Origin of the sequence: Streptomyces sp. NPDC048659, from assembly GCF_040650575.1 — a bacterium.
Taxonomy (GTDB): domain Bacteria; phylum Actinomycetota; class Actinomycetes; order Streptomycetales; family Streptomycetaceae; genus Streptomyces.
Window position 1 is genome coordinate 79,212 of sequence record NZ_JBEZHM010000002.1, and the last position, 16,278, is coordinate 95,489.

Annotated in this window: 15 protein-coding genes; 8 read left to right on the plus strand and 7 right to left on the minus strand. The window is 73.0% G+C overall.

The features are described 5' to 3' along the window. Positions 1-232 precede the first annotated feature (232 nt). Positions 233-1,864, minus strand: a complete 1,632-nt coding sequence (locus tag AB0C99_RS01950) for a transposase (protein WP_362468231.1) — start codon at positions 1,862-1,864, stop codon at positions 233-235. 222 nt (positions 1,865-2,086) lie between these two features. Here AB0C99_RS01950 and AB0C99_RS01955 point away from each other — a divergent pair, with 222 nt between their 5' ends. From AB0C99_RS01955 to AB0C99_RS01970, 4 genes are all read left to right on the plus strand, one after another. Beyond that, entirely contained in the window at positions 2,087-3,277 is a 1,191-nt protein-coding gene (locus AB0C99_RS01955; RefSeq protein WP_362468233.1) for an amidohydrolase family protein, read from the plus strand. Beyond that, positions 3,277-4,410: an acyl-CoA dehydrogenase gene (locus AB0C99_RS01960; protein ID WP_362468234.1), complete on the plus strand. Its 1,134-nt coding sequence runs from the start codon at positions 3,277-3,279 to the stop codon at positions 4,408-4,410. Before AB0C99_RS01955 ends, AB0C99_RS01960 begins: the two co-directional genes overlap by 1 nt. Positions 4,411-4,418: 8 nt before the next feature. Beyond that, the gene (locus AB0C99_RS01965) at positions 4,419-5,459 is read left to right on the plus strand and encodes an acyl-CoA dehydrogenase family protein (protein WP_362468236.1); all 1,041 of its coding nucleotides are present in this window, start codon (positions 4,419-4,421) and stop codon (positions 5,457-5,459) included. A gap of 366 nt (positions 5,460-5,825) precedes the next feature. After that, positions 5,826-6,260, plus strand: coding sequence for an ATP-binding protein (locus AB0C99_RS01970; RefSeq protein ID WP_362468238.1), 435 nt, complete (start codon positions 5,826-5,828; stop codon positions 6,258-6,260). Positions 6,261-6,469: 209 nt separating this feature from the next. Here the strand turns inward: AB0C99_RS01970 and AB0C99_RS01975 are convergent, their stop codons facing one another. Beyond that, positions 6,470-7,408 (minus strand): cyclase family protein, encoded by a 939-nt coding sequence (locus tag AB0C99_RS01975; RefSeq protein WP_362468240.1) that lies wholly within the window; start codon positions 7,406-7,408, stop codon positions 6,470-6,472. A 100-nt stretch (positions 7,409-7,508) separates the two neighbouring features. Here AB0C99_RS01975 and AB0C99_RS01980 point away from each other — a divergent pair, with 100 nt between their 5' ends. Continuing rightward, a complete protein-coding gene (locus tag AB0C99_RS01980; RefSeq protein WP_362468242.1) occupies positions 7,509-8,435 on the plus strand; it encodes an SDR family oxidoreductase in 927 nt (308 codons plus the stop codon). Positions 8,436-8,437: 2 nt separating this feature from the next. Next, positions 8,438-9,487, plus strand: a complete 1,050-nt coding sequence (locus AB0C99_RS01985; RefSeq protein ID WP_362468244.1) for a Zn-dependent alcohol dehydrogenase — start codon at positions 8,438-8,440, stop codon at positions 9,485-9,487. A 16-nt stretch (positions 9,488-9,503) separates the two neighbouring features. On the opposite strand, the gene AB0C99_RS01990 is transcribed toward AB0C99_RS01985, so the two are convergent. Continuing rightward, positions 9,504-10,478 (minus strand): helix-turn-helix domain-containing protein, encoded by a 975-nt coding sequence (locus AB0C99_RS01990; RefSeq protein WP_362468246.1) that lies wholly within the window; start codon positions 10,476-10,478, stop codon positions 9,504-9,506. A gap of 101 nt (positions 10,479-10,579) precedes the next feature. On the opposite strand from AB0C99_RS01990, the gene AB0C99_RS01995 reads away from it, so the two are divergent. Continuing rightward, the gene (locus AB0C99_RS01995; protein WP_362468641.1) at positions 10,580-11,824 is read left to right on the plus strand and encodes an MFS transporter; all 1,245 of its coding nucleotides are present in this window, start codon (positions 10,580-10,582) and stop codon (positions 11,822-11,824) included. Positions 11,825-11,944: 120 nt separating this feature from the next. Here the strand turns inward: AB0C99_RS01995 and hemC are convergent, their stop codons facing one another. From hemC to AB0C99_RS02010, 3 genes are read right to left on the minus strand one after another with little or no spacing between them, the layout of a single operon-like run. Further along, positions 11,945-12,877: a hydroxymethylbilane synthase gene (gene hemC, locus AB0C99_RS02000; RefSeq protein WP_362468248.1), complete on the minus strand. Its 933-nt coding sequence runs from the start codon at positions 12,875-12,877 to the stop codon at positions 11,945-11,947. 17 nt (positions 12,878-12,894) lie between these two features. Then, positions 12,895-13,467 (minus strand): class I SAM-dependent methyltransferase, encoded by a 573-nt coding sequence (locus AB0C99_RS02005; RefSeq protein ID WP_362468250.1) that lies wholly within the window; start codon positions 13,465-13,467, stop codon positions 12,895-12,897. Further along, the gene (locus AB0C99_RS02010; RefSeq protein ID WP_362468251.1) at positions 13,460-14,434 is read right to left on the minus strand and encodes a hypothetical protein; all 975 of its coding nucleotides are present in this window, start codon (positions 14,432-14,434) and stop codon (positions 13,460-13,462) included. The genes AB0C99_RS02005 and AB0C99_RS02010 overlap by 8 nt, the downstream gene beginning before the upstream one ends. Positions 14,435-14,585: 151 nt before the next feature. Between AB0C99_RS02010 and cutA the strand changes: the two genes are divergently transcribed. Continuing rightward, on the plus strand, positions 14,586-14,924 hold the full coding sequence (gene cutA / locus AB0C99_RS02015; RefSeq protein ID WP_362468253.1) for a divalent-cation tolerance protein CutA: 339 nt from the start codon (positions 14,586-14,588) through the stop codon (positions 14,922-14,924). Here the strand turns inward: cutA and AB0C99_RS02020 are convergent. Beyond that, positions 14,813-16,231 carry a helix-turn-helix transcriptional regulator gene (locus AB0C99_RS02020; RefSeq protein WP_362468255.1) on the minus strand — a complete coding sequence of 473 codons (1,419 nt, stop codon included), beginning with the start codon at positions 16,229-16,231 and terminating at the stop codon, positions 14,813-14,815. The two genes, cutA and AB0C99_RS02020, sit on opposite strands and share 112 nt — an antisense overlap. Positions 16,232-16,278 lie beyond the last annotated feature (47 nt).

Here is a 16,278-nt window from a genome sequence, read left to right on the forward strand (position 1 = left end):
GGCCGGTGGCGGCCGGCGGATTCGCCGGTCGTCGTCACGTCCTGATGCCGATGGGCCGCGCGGGGCAGCCCGGTTCGGCCCGGCGGCACGTGTCCCTCCGGACGCTTGCCCGTCCGGGCCTGGGGCCCGGCGGGGGAGGGAGCCCCGCGTCGCCTGGGCGCGGGGTGTCCTGCTCGTCGCCGGGTGGGGCCGGTCTTGTGCCGGTCCTTCCGGCTGGTCTTCACCGCGGGGGTCACCACGGCGCGGATGTCGAGACCGTCGACCACCGTCCGGACGGCCATGGAGCCGCACCGGCCCGGTCGGTGACGGTCCTCGCCTGATGGACCAGGCCGCGTGCGGCGATGCGCTGCCACGCGCCTTGGTCGCGGTCGCCCTGCCAGCCGCATCCGGGGCAGGCGGCCCACTTCCAGCCGGGGACGGTGGGGCGGTCGGGGGCTTTGCGGTGCCGCAAGGGCACCAGGCACCGGGGGCACTGCCGGGAGGTGTTCTTCGCGGGTACGGTCACGACGGCGATGCCGACCTCGGCGGCGAGGTGCCGCATCCGGTCCGTGATCCGCCCGCGCACCGTCTGTGACAGGCGGCTGTTCATCGTGCGGCCCATGCCCCGCGCCTCCATCGAGCGGAGGTCTTCGACGTAGACCACGCTCGCGCCGGCGGCGATGGCCTGGTCCACGGCCCAGCGGGCGGCCGTCCGGGCGAGCGCGTCGTTGAGGTGCGAGCGGCGCTCGGACACGTGCCGGATCTCGGCGGCCAGAATCCCGTGCCTGGCCGTCAGGGGGTGCGCGGCTTCGCCGCCGATGATCCGCCGGTAGTGGGCGGCCTTGGCGTGCAGGCGCTCGGACAGCCGACGGAGCCGGTGCTGCTTGGCGAGGATTCCGGCTGCCCGGAACATGCCGCCCGCACCGTGGGCGGTGAGGGTGCCGTCGCCCCGCAGCCGTACGGCTCCCGCCGACAGCAGGGAGTTCAGGCCCCAGTCCACGCCCAGGGCGACCGTGTGCCCGGACCGGGCGGGCCTGGGTACGGCGTACGTGTAGGCGAGATCCACCCGCACCCGGCCCGAGCGGACCCGCAGTGTGGGCAGGTGCAGTACCGCGCTCGGCGGGATCGTCGGTGGCAAGGTGACGGGACAGGACACCCAGGCCCAGTCGCCGTAGGAGCGAGGATCGGGCCGGGTCGGCAGCCGGAGCCTGAGCAGGGCCCGGCGCGGATCGGTCTCGTGCCGTTCGAACGTGGCCTGCTGCGCGTCGCACGCGGAGAGCGGCAGCAGGCGTGCGGTCCGGGGCGTGGCCTCCAGCTCGAACGCATCGGCGGGAAGGTGTCCGCTCCTTGCAGTGAACGCGGCGATCTGCCGGCTGCGGGACGTGATGACGCTGGAGGGAAGGTGTGTACCGCCGGGCACGGCTCCACGAACCGCCTCCCATTCCGCGCCCGTGCGTCCGGCGGGGGCCGCGGGCCAGGTGGCGAGGATGCCGGCGGTGAGGTCCACCCGCCACTTCACCGACCTCAGCACTCGGCCGGCCTGCTCCTGGGCCATGCGCGCGATGCGGTCGTGGACCTGCACACCCGCCGGGGCGGCGACGGTCCAGCCCAGGCGCCGCAGCGCCATCCACGCGTGCGACGGCAGCTTGCGGCCCGCGTCGTCCACGCCCGAGGCGAGCGCGTCCACGTCCTTGGCGTTCCAGTGGCGGGACATCAGCTCGGCGGCCATGCCGGACACCAGGTCGAGGCACCAGCCGACGCGCTCGGCCAGCGCTGTGGACGGCAGCGACTCCCCGGTCCGCTCCACCACGCCCTTACGCATCAGGCCCGGCGCGCACGCGGTACGGGCGGCCTCGCCCTCCCCGAGCCTCAGCCTGTGACGCATCGACGCACCCCTTCCCCACCTGCGAAGCCGTCATCCGGTCAACGCCATTGCCGAGGAAAGGTCACGCGTTCGTCCTTCGCGCTTCGGTGCGACGGTGGCGTGGCCGGGGTCCGGGTGGGCGCGGGTGTCGTGTACGCCCGAGAAGCACTTCCGATGCCTGGGGAAACCCGTTAGCTTGAGAGCGCGATATCTGACGGGTCATCAGAAATGGGAGAGGGCTCCATGACGGAACTGCCCCGCATCATCAGCGTCGACGACCACGTGATCGAGCCGGCCCACCTCTTCGAGACCTGGCTGCCGGCCAAGTACCGGGACCGGGGGCCGCGGGCCCTCACCGCCGGGATCGGCGAGCTCGCCTATGTCGGCGGCAAGTACCAGATCACGATGGACCCCGACGGGCCGCCCACCGACTGGTGGATCTACGAGGACCTCAGGTTCCCGTACAAGCGCAACATCGCCGCCGTCGGCTTCGACCGCGACGACATGACGCTGGAGGGGATTACCCGGGCGGAGATGCGGCGCGGCTGCTGGGACCCCAAGGCGCGGCTCGCGGACATGGACCTCAACCACGTCGAGGCGTCCCTCTGCTTCCCCACCTTCCCCCGCTTCTGCGGCCAGACCTTCGCCGAGGCCAAGGACAAGGAGGTCGCCCTCGCCTGCGTCCGCGCCTACAACGACTGGATGGTCGAGGAGTGGTGCGGCGACAGCGGCGGCCGGCTGATCCCGCTCTGCATCATCCCGCTCTGGGACATCGGCCTCGCCGTCGCCGAGATCCGCCGCAACGCCGCCCGCGGGGTCAAGGCCGTCACCTTCTCGGAGATCCCCACCCACCTCGGACTGCCGTCCATCCACTCCGGCTACTGGGACCCCTTCTTCGCCGTCTGCCAGGAGACCGGGACGGTGGTCAACATGCACATCGGGTCCAGCTCCCAGATGCCCGCCGCCTCGCCCGACGCCCCGCCCGCCGTCCAGGCGTCGCTCTCCTTCAACAACGCGATGGCCTCGATGATGGACTTCCTCTTCTCCGGCGTCCTCGTGAAGTTCCCGCGCCTCAAGCTCGCCTACAGCGAGGGCCAGATGGGCTGGATCCCGTACGCCCTGGAGCGCGCCGACGACGTGTGGGAGGAGCACCGCGCCTGGGGCGGGGTCCGCGACCTGATCCCCGAGCCGCCCTCCACCTACTACTACCGGCAGATCTTCTGCTGCTTCTTCCGCGACAAGCACGGCATCGCCTCGCTCGACGTCGTCGGCCGCGACAACGCCACCTTCGAGACCGACTACCCGCACGTCGACTCCACCTTCCCGCACACCAAGGAAGTCGCCCTCGACCACGTCAAGGGCCTCGACGACGAGACCGTCTACAAGCTCATGCGCGGCAACGCCATCCGGATGCTCGACCTCGGAATCGTCTGATGGAGCTGGCGTACACGGAGGCGGAAGAGGAGTTCCGGGCGCGGCTGCGGGCCTGGCTCGCCGCCGAGCTGCCCGGCCTCCCCGAGAAGCCCGACCCGCTCGACTGGCCCGCCCGGCGCGCCTACGACTGCGGCTGGCAGCGGCGCCTCTACGACGCCGGGTACGGGCACGTCCACTGGGACGCCTCGCCGACCCAGCGGCTCATCTTCCTGGAGGAGACCGAGCGGGCCGGCGCCCCCTACGTCGGCGCCAACTTCGTCGGGCTCCTGCACGCCGGGCCCACCATCGCCGCCGAGGGCACCCCCGAGCAGCGCGAGCGCTGGCTGGAGCCCGTGCTGCGCGGCGACGAGGTCTGGTGCCAGGGCTTCAGCGAACCGGGCGCCGGCTCCGACCTCGCCGCCCTGCGCACCCGCGCCGTCCGCGACGGCGACCACTACGTCGTCACCGGCCAGAAGATCTGGACCTCGCACGCCGAGGCCGCCGACTGGTGCGAACTCCTCGTCCGCACCGACCCCGACGCGCCGAAGCACCGGGGCATCAGCTGGCTCGCCATGCCCATGGACGCGCCCGGCATCACCGTCCGGCCGCTGCGCACGCTCGCCGGGTCCACCGAGTTCGCCGAGGTCTTCCTCGACGAGGTGCGGGTCCCGGTCTCCCACCGGGTCGGCGCCGAGAACGACGGCTGGCGCGTCACCATGGTCACCCTCTCCTTCGAGCGCGGCACCGCCTTCGTCGGCGAGGTCGTCGCCTGCCGCCGCGTCCTCGGCGAGCTCGCCCGCACCGCCCGGAAGAACGGCACCTGGGACGACCCGGTGCTGCGCCGCAGGCTCGGCAGGCTCGGCGCCGAGTTCCAGGCGCTGTGGCGGCTCACCCAGTGGAACGTCAGCGAGGCCCAGGCGAGCGGCGGCGTCCCCGGCACCGGCGGCTCCGTCTTCAAGCTGCGCTACTCGCACGCCCGCCAGGAGCTGTACGACACGGCCGCCGAGGTCCTCGGTCCCGAGGCGCTCGACCTCGGCCGCGAGTGGAACCAGGACCGGCTGTCCTCGCTCTCGTACACGATCGCCGCGGGCACCTCGCAGATCCAGCGCAACATCGTCGCCGAGCGCATCCTCGGCCTCCCGAAGGGCCGGTGAAGCCGACCGTGGACTTCCGACTCACCGAGGACCAGCGGGCGCTCAAGCGGGGCGTACGGGAGCTGCTCGACGGGCGGTTCGGCCGGGACGCGCTGCGGGCGGCCGTGGACGCCGGGGGCGTGCTCGACCGGGAGCTGTGGCGCGAGCTCGGCGCCGCCGGGTTCTTCGCGCTGCGGCTGCCGGAGGCGGCGGGCGGCGTCGGACTCGGCCTGCCCGAGGCGGTGCTGGTGTTCGAGGAGGCCGGGCGCGCCCTGCTGCCCGGCCCGCTGATCGCCACCCACCTGGCGGCGGGCCGGGTGCCCGGGGCGGCGGAGGGCGACACGGTCGTGACCACCGTCGGCGCGGGCGGGCTGGTGGAGTGGCTGGATGCGGCGGACGTGGTGGAGGGGGCGGACGTGGGGGACCTGGGGGCCCTGGGGGAGGAGGCCGGCCTCGGCAGCCCGGACAGCCTCAGCGGTCCCGGGGGCCTCGGCGGGCCTGGCGGTCTTGGCGGCCCCGGCGGCCCGGACAGCCCCGGCCGCCCCTGCGGCCTCGCCGCCGTCCCCCTGCGTTCCGTGGATCCGCTGACGCCGCTGCACCGCGTGCCCGCCGCCTCGCCCACGTCCGCCCTGTCCGCCGCCCCGCCGCCCGCCGGCCCGGCCGGCCTCCACGAGGCGTCCCTGCTCACCGCCGCCGAGCAGCTCGGCTCCGCCGCCCGGACCACCGAGCTCGCCGTCGGGTACGCCCGTACCCGCGAGCAGTTCGGGCAGCCGATCGGCGCCTTCCAGGCCGTCAAGCACCTGTGCGCGCAGATGCTCGTACGAACGGAGGTCGCCCGCGTCGCCGTCTACGCGGCGGCCGTCACCGCCGACCCGGCCGAGATCGCCGGGGCCCGGCTGCTCGCCGACGAGGCGGCGGCCGACTGCGCCCGGGACTGCCTCCAGGTGCACGGCGGCATGGGCTTCACCTGGGAGGCGGACGTGCACCTGCACCTCAAGCGGGCCTGGGTGCGGTCCCGGCGGGGGCTGTCGGGGGCGGCGGCGGAGGAGCTGGTGGCGAGCGTTCTGTAGCGAGGGGGTCACCCAGCGTCGATACCTTGTTGTGTCCTTCGGCGCGGCCGTCACGGGCCGGAGTCGGCCTCCGGCTCCGGTACGCTCCGTGGGATGCGAGTGCTTGTGAGCCCGGATCACACCGGTGCCGCCGATGCGGCGGCCCCGGGGCCGGGAATGCCCGCCGCTCGCGCCCCGCGGCGCCGTGGCACGCGCCTCTGTTCGACTCCCCGCGACGTGCGTCGCACAGTATGGACCATGCGTACTCCTTCGCGCTGGAATATGCCCGAAGCGCTTGTTGCGGTGACTGTACGTCAACCATGCTGTTCCGTAAGGGAATCACGTTCCGTTAGGTCGTCGAGGACGCCGGTTCGGATGGTGTGAACGGTGCAGGTGCTTCAGGTTCAGTTGGAGGTCGGACCGGATCCGGCCGAGGTGGGGCGCGCCCGGCGCTGGGCGCGCTCGCGGCTGGCCGGGTCGGGGATAGGGGACGACGAGTCGCTGGCGGACACGCTGCTGCTGCTCATCTCCGAGCTCGTGACCAACGCGGTGGTCCACACGGGCTGCCCGGCCGTGCTGCGGATGCTCTTCGGCGGGGCGGGGGTGCGGGTCGAGGTCGCCGACGCGAGCGACCGCCCGCCGAAGCCCCGGCACGCGGAGGGCGACGACACCAACGGGCGCGGCCTGGAGCTGGTGGACGGCCTGGCCGACCGGTGGGGCTGGCAGCGCGAGGGCGCCGGCAAGAGCATCTGGTGCGAGGTGGACCGGGCCCCGGCGGCCGGCCGCGTCGCGGGCGTTTCACCCTCCCGGGTGCACTGTTGACGGTTCGTGCCGGATTGATCACCCTTGGGTGAGCGATCCGTACGGCGAGGGGAGTCGAGGGGCGTGGCCCCTCGACGAGCGCGGGTCGTGTCGGGTGGCGGAGTCCCCCGCGGCGTCTCGCGCGCGCGGGGGTCCGCTAAGAGCGCGGCCACCGCTCAGGGCGCGGCCACCGCTCAGGGCGCGGCCACAAGGCAGCGCACGGCCACCGCTCAGAGCACGGCCACCGGTGCCACGGGTGTGCCGGTGCCGCCCACGAAGGGCTCGGGCATCGCGGAGAGCAGGAACGCGTAGCGCCGCTCTTGTGCACAGGCTGTGGACAACTCCTCCAGATTCCAGTTCTGGCCCTGGAGCATCCCCATCTCGACCAGGTCGAGCGCGTGCACGGGCAGCCACAGGTTCTCGATCTCCGGCGGGAAGATCTCGAAGGTGAGCGTGTCGTTGGCGACCGCCGCCACGTCCCTGGTGTGGAACCACTCGGGCGTCCGGACGGAGAGGCCCGGCGAGGGGAAGGCGTAGCCGTGCTTGTCCCCGGCGAGATACGCCTGGACCTGACCGGTGCGTACGAGCACGATGTCGCCCGCGCGTACGGTCACCCCGCCGAACTCCGCCGCCTCGTCCAGGTCTTCGGGGGTGACGGCGTGGTCGCCGGGCAGCCGGTCCAGCCCCTTGGCGGCGGCCACGTCGAGCAGCACCCCGCGGCTCACCAGGTGCCGGGCGGTGTGGATGCCGCTGTACTGGGAGCGCCCGTGGGGGGTGATGGTGTCGGCGGGGCGCCCGTTGTAGATGCGGCCCGAGTGGGAGACGTGGGTGAGGGCGTCCCAGTGGGTGCCGGCCTGGAGGCCGAGGGTCACGGCGTCGTCGCTGGTGGCCACGGTGCCGGGGCCGAAGAGCTCCTGGTTGATCTGGACCATGACGTGCAGCGGGTTGACCCGGCCGGGGATCATGCCGGTCTGCACGCCGTCCTGGTGGAGCGGGAGGGCGAGCGGGATCCGGCGGCCGGCCCGGACGGTGGCGGCGGCCTCCCGGACCACCTCGTCGGTGATCAGGTTGAGGGTGCCGATCTCGTCGTCCCGCCCCCAGCGTCCCCAGTTGTTGACGCGCTTGGCGATCTCGTGGAACTCCGGCGGGAGTGCGCTGGGCGAAGACATCGGGCCTCCGGGGTCTTGTTTTCCGGTATCTGACGGGCCGTAGAATCCTGACGACGAACGAATCTAACGGACCGTCAGAAACCGCGGGAAGGGGCCGGACGTGGGGAACTTCTTGGCAGGGAAGGTCGTCGCCGTCACGGGGGCGGGGCGGGGGATCGGCCGAGCGGTCGCCCTCGCCTGCGCCGCGGAGGGCGCACAGGTGGTCGTCAACGACTACGGGGTCTCCATCGAGGGCGGCGAGCCGACCAGCGAGATCGCCGAGTCCGTCGTCAAGGAGATCGAGGCGGCGGGCGGCGCGGCGGTGGCCGTCGCCGACGACATCTCGACCATGGCGGGCGGACAGCGCGTGGTCGACGTGGCGCTCGCCACGTACGGGCGGATCGACGGGGTGGTCTGCGTCGCCGGGATCCTGCGCGAGCGGATGCTGTTCAACATGTCCGAGGAGGAGTGGGACCCCGTCGTCGCCACCCACCTCAAGGGCACCTTCACCGTCTTCCGCGCCGCCTCCGCCGTGATGCGCCGCCAGGGCTCGGGCACCCTCGTCGGCTTCACCAGCGGCAACCACCAGGGCTCGGTCGCGCAGGCCAACTACTCGGCGGCCAAGGGCGGCATCATCTCCCTGGTCCGCTCGGCGGCGCTGGGGCTGCACAAGTACGGCGTCACGGCCAACGCGGTCGCGCCCGTCGCCCGTACCCGCATGTCGGCCAACGTGCCGATGGAGCTCAAGGAGATCGGCGAGCCCGAGGACGTGGCCGCGCTCGTCGTCTACCTGCTCTCCGACCGGGCGAAGGCGGAGAGGATCACCGGGCAGGTCTACACGATCGCCGGCCCCAAGATCGCCGTCTGGGCGCAGCCGCGCGAGCTGCGCGCCGGGTACGCGGAGGGCGGCGGCTGGACCCCGGAGCGGATCGCGGACTTCCTGCCCGGCACGGTGGGCACCGACCCGATGCCGATGCTCCAGCGGCTGGAGGAGATGGCGCGCGCGGCGGCGGCCGGAGACCGGCCCAACTCCCGCAAGGAGGGCTGACCATGAGAGGCGTGGTGTTCGACGGGAAGCGGGTCGAGGTCGTCGACGACCTGGCCGTCCGCGATCCCGGGCCGGGCGAGGTGCTGGTCTCCGTGGCCGCCGCCGGGCTCTGCCACAGCGACCTGTCGGTCGTGGACGGCACGATCCCCTTCCCCGCGCCCGTCGTCCTCGGCCACGAGGGCGCCGGGGTGGTGGCGGCGGTCGGCCCCGGGGTGACGCACGTCGTGCCGGGCGACCACGTGGCCCTGTCCACCCTCGCCAACTGCGGCGCCTGCGCCGACTGCGACCGGGGGCGCCCGACGATGTGCCGCAAGGCGATCGGGATGCCGGGGCAGCCGTTCTCGCGGGACGGGAAGCCGCTGTTCCAGTTCGCCTCGAACTCCTCGTTCGCGGAGCGGACGGTCGTCAAGGCGGTCCAGGCGGTGAAGATCCCGAAGGAGATCCCGCTGACCTCGGCCGCGCTCATGGGCTGCGGGGTGCTGACCGGCGTCGGCGCCGTGCTCAACCGGGCCCGGGTGGACCGGGGCGAGACCGTCGTGGTCATCGGCACCGGCGGCATCGGCCTCAACGTCCTCCAGGGCGCCCGGATCGCCGGCGCCACGACGATCGTCGCCGTGGACACCAACCCGGCGAAGGAGCCGGTGGCCCGGGACTTCGGCGCCACCCACTTCCTCACCTCGACGGACGCGGTGCGGGAGATCCTGCCGACCGGCGCCGACCACGTCTTCGAGTGCGTGGGCCACACCGGGCTCGTCCGCACCGCGATCGACCTGCTGGACCGGCACGGGCAGGCGATCCTGCTGGGCATGACCGCCCCGAAGTCCGAGGCGACCTTCCTGCCCGCCGCGATGTTCCTGGACAAGTCGATCCTGGGCTGCCGCTACGGCTCCTCCCGCCCCCAGAAGGACATCGCCCTCTACGCCGACCTCTACCTCTCCGGCCGGCTGCTGCTCGACGAGCTCGTCACCGCCACCTACCCGGTGGAGGAGTTCGCGCGGGCGGCGGAGGACGCGGAGCGGGGGAAGGTGGCGCGGGGGGTGCTGACCTTCTGACCCGCGGGGCGACGGGCTAACCCGTGCGGAAGGTGCGGCGGTACGCGGTCGGGGTGACGCCGATCGCGGTCTGGAGGTGCGTCCGCAGCGACTGCGGGGTGCCGAAGCCCGCGTCGTGGGCTATCTGGTCGACCGGGAGGTCGGTGGACTCCAGGAGGTGGCGGGCGCGCTCCACGCGCTGCCCGGTGAGCCACTGGCCGGGGGAGACGCCGACCTCCTCGCGGAAGCGGCGGGTGAAGGTCCGCACGCTCGTCGACTCCCGCACGGCCAGGTCCCGGAGCTGGATCGGCTCGTGGAGGTGGGCCAGGGCCCAGGCGCGGGCCGCGGTGGTGGTCGAGGTCCCCGGCTCGGGCAGCGGGCGGGCGATGTACTGCGCCTGCCCGCCGTCCCGGTGCGGGGGCACGACCGTGCGCCGGGCCACGTCGTTGGCGACGCCCGTGCCGTGGTCGCGGCGCACGATGTGCAGGCACAGGTCGATCCCGGCGGCGACCCCGGCGGAGGTCAGCACGTCGCCGTCGTCGACGAAGAGGACGTCCGCGTCGACCCGCACCCGGGGGAAGAGCCGCTGGAAGTGGTCGGCGGAGGACCAGTGGGTGGTGGCCGGGCGCCCGTCGAGCCAGCCCGCGGCGGCCAGCACGTAGCCGCCGGTGCAGATGGAGACGAGCCGGGTGCCGGGCCGGACGTGCGCGAGGGCCGCCGCCAGCTCCTCGGTCAGCCGGCCCTCCTCGTAGACCGGGCCGAGCTCGTACGAGGCGGGGACGACGACCGTGTCGGCGGTGCCCAGGGCCTCCGGGCCGTGCTCCACGTGGATGGAGAAGTCGGCGTCCGTGCGGACCGGCCCGGCGGCCGTGCCGCAGGTGACGATCGTGTACAGGGGCCGCCCGGCGGGGTCCTTGGCGCGGCCGAAGATGCGGTGCGGGATGCCCAGCTCGAACGGGAGCAGTCCCGGCAGCGCCAGGACGGCGACCCGGTGCGGTCGTGTGCTGCTCAACCCTGCTCGCCCTCCGAAATTCAGTGGTGGTCCAGACCAATCGCTGGTACGTGTGTGTACTCGTGACGGACAACACGTACAAGTCTGAGGCCGCCGGGCGGATTCCCGCACCCGTCGAGCCGCCCGCACCCGCCGGGGGGCCCGCCCCCACCGAGCCTCCCGGCCTCTGGAACCGTAATTTCCGGCTCTTCTTCGTCGCCCGCGCGGTCGCCGTCTTCGGCGAGGGCATGGTCCCGGTCGCCTTCGCCGCCGGGCTCATCGGCGCGGGCCACCCAGGCTCCACCGTCGGCTACGCGCTCGGCCTGTGGACCGCCTCCTTCGCCGTCTTCGTGCTCTTCGGCGGCGTCCTCGCCGACCGCTTCACCGCGCGCCGCATGATGATCATCGCGGACCTGCTCCGGCTGCCGGGCGCGGCCCTGCTCGCCGTCACCTTCGCGCTCGGCAGCCCGCCGCTGTGGGCCGTCTACGCGCTCTCCGCCGTCAGCGGCATCGGCGCCGCCCTGTTCCAGCCGGGTGTCGCCTCCACGATCCCGCGCATCGCGCCCGACGTGCAGCGGGCCAACGCGGTGCTGCGGGTCGTCGAGGCGCTGATGACGATGGCGGGCCCGGCCGCCGCCGGTCTGCTCGTCGCGCTCTGGAACGCGGGGGCGGCCTTCGCGCTGAACGCCTCCGTCTTCGCCGTCAGCGCCGTCTGCTTCCTCCTGATGCGGCTGGCGCCGGTCCCCTCCGACGGGGTCCGGCGCGGCTCGCTCCTCTCCGAACTCAGCCTCGGCTGGCGGGAGTTCCGCTCGCGGAGCTGGCTGTGGGGGGTCATCGCCATCTGGACCGTGTACGGGCTGACCGTCGCGGGTCCGATGGTGCCGCTCACCGCGAGCCTGGTCACCGGGCAGCACGGCTCGGCGACGTACGGCGTGCTGATGGCGGTCAACGGGGCGGGCAGCGCGGTCGGCGGGCTGCTCGCGCTGCGGCTGCGCCCGGTCCGCCCGCTGGCGGCCGGCGCTGTCGCGCTGCTGGGCCTGCCGGTGAACCTGCTGCTGCTCGGCACGGACGCGGCCGTGCCGCTGCTGTACGCGGGGCAGTTCATCGGCGGCGCGGCCTTCGCCTTCTGGCTGGTGATGTGGTCCACGGCGGTCCAGACACACGTCCCGCAGGACGCGCTGAACCGGATGCACGCGTACGACGTGGCCGGATCCCTGCTGATGATGGGCGTCGGCCGCACCCTCTCGGGCCCGGTCGCGGCCGTGGTGGGCACGGAACAGGTGCTGCTGGCCGGGGCGGGCATCGCGGTGCTGGTGGTGACGGCGCTGCTGGTGGTGCGGCCGATCAGGACGCTGCCGAGGGTGTAGGCGGGGGGTGGTAATCCCGGGCCCCGTCCTCGGTGAAGGGTTTGACGCGCTTGGAGGCGAGGGGGCAGTCGCGCTGTCCGGGACCCCGGGTGGCTGCCCCCCGCGGAGGTGCGACAGGTCCTAGTGCGGGATGCCGTCGATGACGTCCCGGGCGCCCTGCCGCAGAAGCGCGACGGCCACGGAGGTGCCGAGCGTGGCCGGGTCGAGGCGGCCCGCCCACTCGTGCGCGTTGAGCGTGACCTTGCCGTCCGGCGAGAACACCGTGGCCCGCAGCGACAGCTCTCCGCCGCGCTCGACCTGGGCGTACCCGGCGATCGGGCTGTTGCAGTGCCCTTGGAGGACATGGAGGAGCATCCGCTCGGCCTGGGTGGCCCGGTAGGTGTCGCGGTCGCCGAGGTCGGTGACGAGGTCGATGAGGTCCTTGTCGCCCTCGCGGCACTGGAGCGCGAGGACGCCGGCCCCGATCGGCGGCATCATCACGTCCGGCGAGAGGAGCTCGGTGATGACGTCGGCCCGGCCGATGCGCTCCAGCCCGGCTACGGCCAGGAGGAGCGCGTCAGCCTCGCCCGCCTCCAGCTTCTCCAGGCGGCGGTTCGCGTTGCCGCGGATCGGGACGCACTCCAGGTGAGGGTGGGAGGCCGCGAGCTGGGCGATCCGGCGGACCGAGGACGTCCCGACACGGGTACCGGCGGGCAGCTCGTCCAGGGTGAGGCCGCCGGGGTGGATCAGGGCGTCCCGGATGTCGTCGCGTGCGAGGAAGGCGGCGAAGGTGGTCCCGGCCGGGAGCGGCCGGTCGGCCGGGACGTCCTTCACGCAGTGCACTGCGAGGTCTGCCTCACCCGCGAGCAGCGCGGCGTCGACCTCTTTCGTGAACGCGCCCTTCCCCTCGACCTGGGAGAGGTCGCCCATCCACTTGTCGCCCGTGGTCTTCACCGGAAGAACGGTGGTCTTCACGTCCGGGTGGAGCGAGGCCAGTTCGGCGCGGACACGCTCCACCTGGGCAAGGGCCATGGGCGAATCGCGGGAGACGATGCGAATCAGATCAGCGGACATACGGGCACGATAGACCCTCAGATCCGGGCGGAGACCACCAGCCCCGAGGCCCATCGCATGGGCGTGGCACGGAAGTTGGCCACGTCGGACAGCCGTTCGAGGAACTCGTCGACCCGGGTCTGGTGGTCGTGCGGCCACGTGGCCTGGGGCAGCATGTCGTCCACGACGTACAAGGCGCCGGGCTTGAGCAGGGCCAGGAGATCAGGCAGGCGGAGGTACTTCCCGGGCCTGCAATCGACGTACGCGAAGTCGAACAACCCGGACTCCTGGGTGAGCCAGTCGTCCGCGTCCGCGTGAATGAACGTGATCCGGGAGTCGCCGGCCAGGTGCCGGCGAGCGATGTCCTGGACGGCGGCGTCCGCCTCCACGGTCACGAGGCGGGCCCCGGCGGTCATGCCGGCGGCCAGCCACGCGGCGCCGGCCCCGACGCCCGTCCCGAGCTCCAGGAAGCGGCCGTTCGGCTTGGACGCGGCCAGGGTGGCCAGGAGGCTCCCGGTCCGCTCCTCGCAGGACATGGCGAACCCGGCTCGGGCCGCGTCCGCGAGGATCGCGTCCAGCTGCGTCGGGCGCTGGTAGGGCTCGTCACGCACGGGAAGCCTCCAGGTACTCGGCCACGGTCTGGGCGGCGAACGTGAGGACCTGGTCGGCGCCGGAACGCACCAGCATGGCCAGGTACTCGGTCATACCGGCCGGGCCGAGCGCCTGGAGGGCCGCCCACTCCCCGGAGGTGGAGTAGGCGACGATCGGGACGCGCTGGTCGTCGCGGAGGCGTACGAGGACGTCGCCGGTCGTCATGACGGGCTGGAGGGTGAGGGAGTCCGCGCCCTCGGCGGTCCAGCGGCGGGCCTGGAGGATCGTGTCCTGCTGCGCGCGGCCGGGTTCGAGCTGGAGGCCGCGGCGATGTCCGGCCCGGGGGTCGGTCCGCATGAGGGCCTTGAACGGCCCGTACAGGGTGGTGTGGATGGCGAGGTTGGGGTTCACTCCGACGTCGCGGTGCCCCTCGTCGTCGAGCGCCCGGCGGACGGCCGCAACCGAGCCGTCGAGCATGGCGGTGGGGGATACGACGTCGGCGCCGGCCTCCGCGTGCATCACGGCCATGGTGCCCATGAGGTTGTAGGTCGCTTCCAGGTCGATCTCTCCGGCGTCCGTGCGCAGCACGCACTGGCCGTGGTCCGTCCACGAGCAGCCGCATACTTCGGTCGTCACGGCCGTTCTCGGGGCCGTCTGCTTGACGGCCTCGATGGTGCGGATCATGCGGTTGCCCAGGGTGACGGCCCCGGAGGCGCGGTTGTCGCGGTCGTGGCCGAAGGCGAACAGCTTGGTCCCGTTGATGCCGAGTTCCGCCCAACGGGCCACCGTGGCGGGCACGTCGGAGAGCTGGACGGATCCGGGCAGGGACCCCTGGCCCTCATCACCGTCGGGCAGGCACAGCAGGGGTGCGCTGAGGGCAGCGGCAGTGAGCGGTGGCCGGCCGTAGAGGGCCCGGACGACGTCGCGGGCACGGGAGGGATTGATGCCATCGGGTGGGGGAGCAGTGCTCTCCGAGAGGACGGTCATGGCCGCAGTAGAGCCCGACGAGGCGTCGGCGAACAGACCCTCCTGGGGATCCCTGCCGTGGGGGGGCGTGCGCGCCTCAGGCCGTGCGCCCCGGGGGAGTCGCGGGGGAGTGAGCCAGCGGAGCGTCGGGGTCCGTGGCTAGGCTCCGGCCATGAGCGAATACGTACAGGTCTCGACGGCCACGGAGACGAAAGAGCAGGCCATCGCCCTTGCGGGCCCGGCCGTTGAGCAGCGTCTCGCGGCCGGCGCCCAGGTCATCGGTCCGGTCACCTCGGTGTTCTGGCACCTAGGGGAGTACGGCACGGGCGAGGAGTGGCAGCTGCTGTTCAAGACCACGACTGAGCGGTACCCCGAGCTGGAGGCGTATCTCCTGGAGCATCACCCGTGGGACAACCCCGAGGTGTGCGCCGTTCCGATCGTGCTCGGGGCCGAGCGGTGCAAGGCGTGGATCCGCGACTCGTCCGCCTCGCCGCGTGGGACACGGGCATAGGGTCCCGCGAGCTCCAGGGCTTCTTGGACCTCTGCGACCTCGCCGTACGGGCGGAGCCGGTCGAGCACGACTCCGATGCGTTGCCGGGGCCGGATCGAGGCCACGCCCGTGGCGAGTTCGAGCGCGCGGCTCGCGGTCAAGGCGCCCTGCTCGACCTCGCCGGCCGTGAGGTAAGCCTCCGCGAGCCAGGACAGATACAGGGCCTTGTCCCGTGCGTGCTCGTCCGGAAACCGGCTGAGCGCGGAGGAGAGCATCGGTACGGAGCGGAGGGGGCGTTCCAGCTCCGTCCAGCAGCGGCCCGTCATGATGTCCAGCTCGGTGTCGTCGACCCACGCCGACCAGTGCGGCTGAGGCTCGCCGTCCGGCGCCTCCGCGAGGGCCTGCCGTGCGGCTCGGAGCGCGCGGTCCGTATGGACGGGCTGCTTGTCGACGGCGCAGGCCCAGGCCAGCCGCTCGTACAGCAGCGCGCGGACGGTCGCCGGGGTGCTGTCGGTGATGGTGGCGCAGGACTCCTCCGCGAAGGAGACCGCCGTACGCCGGTCGCGGGCGAGGGTCCCGTACGCCAGGAACGCGAGGGAGTTGCCGTACAGGTCGCCGTCCCCGGCCTCGCGGGCGAATGCCCGGCTCTCCTGGTACAGGGATGCGGCGTCCCGGCCGTGCCCGCCGTCGAAGGCCGCCCATCCGGCCTGCTGTGCCTGTTCGGCGAGGAGTGAGGTCAGCTTGCGCCGGGAGCCGTCGGAGAAGGAGCCGGTGCTCAGGAGGGCTCTCGTCCGCTGCACCTCTCCGAGGTAGACGCGGTAGGTGTCGCCGCCGCCGAGGAAGTCGTCCAGCTTGCGGAGGCGGGCCGTGCGCTCCCGGAGCCGGTCGACGTAGGCGTCGGTGATCCGGTTCGGGGGAGGCTCCCGGTGGAGTGCGGGAAGGGCCGCGGCCAGGCCGGTGGCCGTGGCCACCTGGAGGACGGTGCGACGATGCAACTGCGGCGGCCCGTTCGAACTCGACGGTGCTGAGGGAGCGACGTCTGCCTCCCACGGGCGGGGAGCGAGACCGACCATGTGGCCGGGGACGCGTAAGGCGTCCGTGATCCGCACGATCTTCTCGAAGGACGTGATCCGACCGGACCCGCGCGCGAGGGTCCCGACCCGGTCGGGCTTGATGTCGCACTCGGTCGCGATCTTCGAGTAGCTGATGCCGGCTTTCTCGCGTGCGACACGGAACACCGCGCCGAAGTCGTGAGAGCGCAGCGCGCGCCGGACGTCCTCGTCGCCGAGGAGGTCTCGCGGAAGCGCCGTCGGTGGCTGGTAGATCATCGGTCTCTTCCTGCCTGCCTGAGCCTGTGTCCTGGGCGATGCCCCGG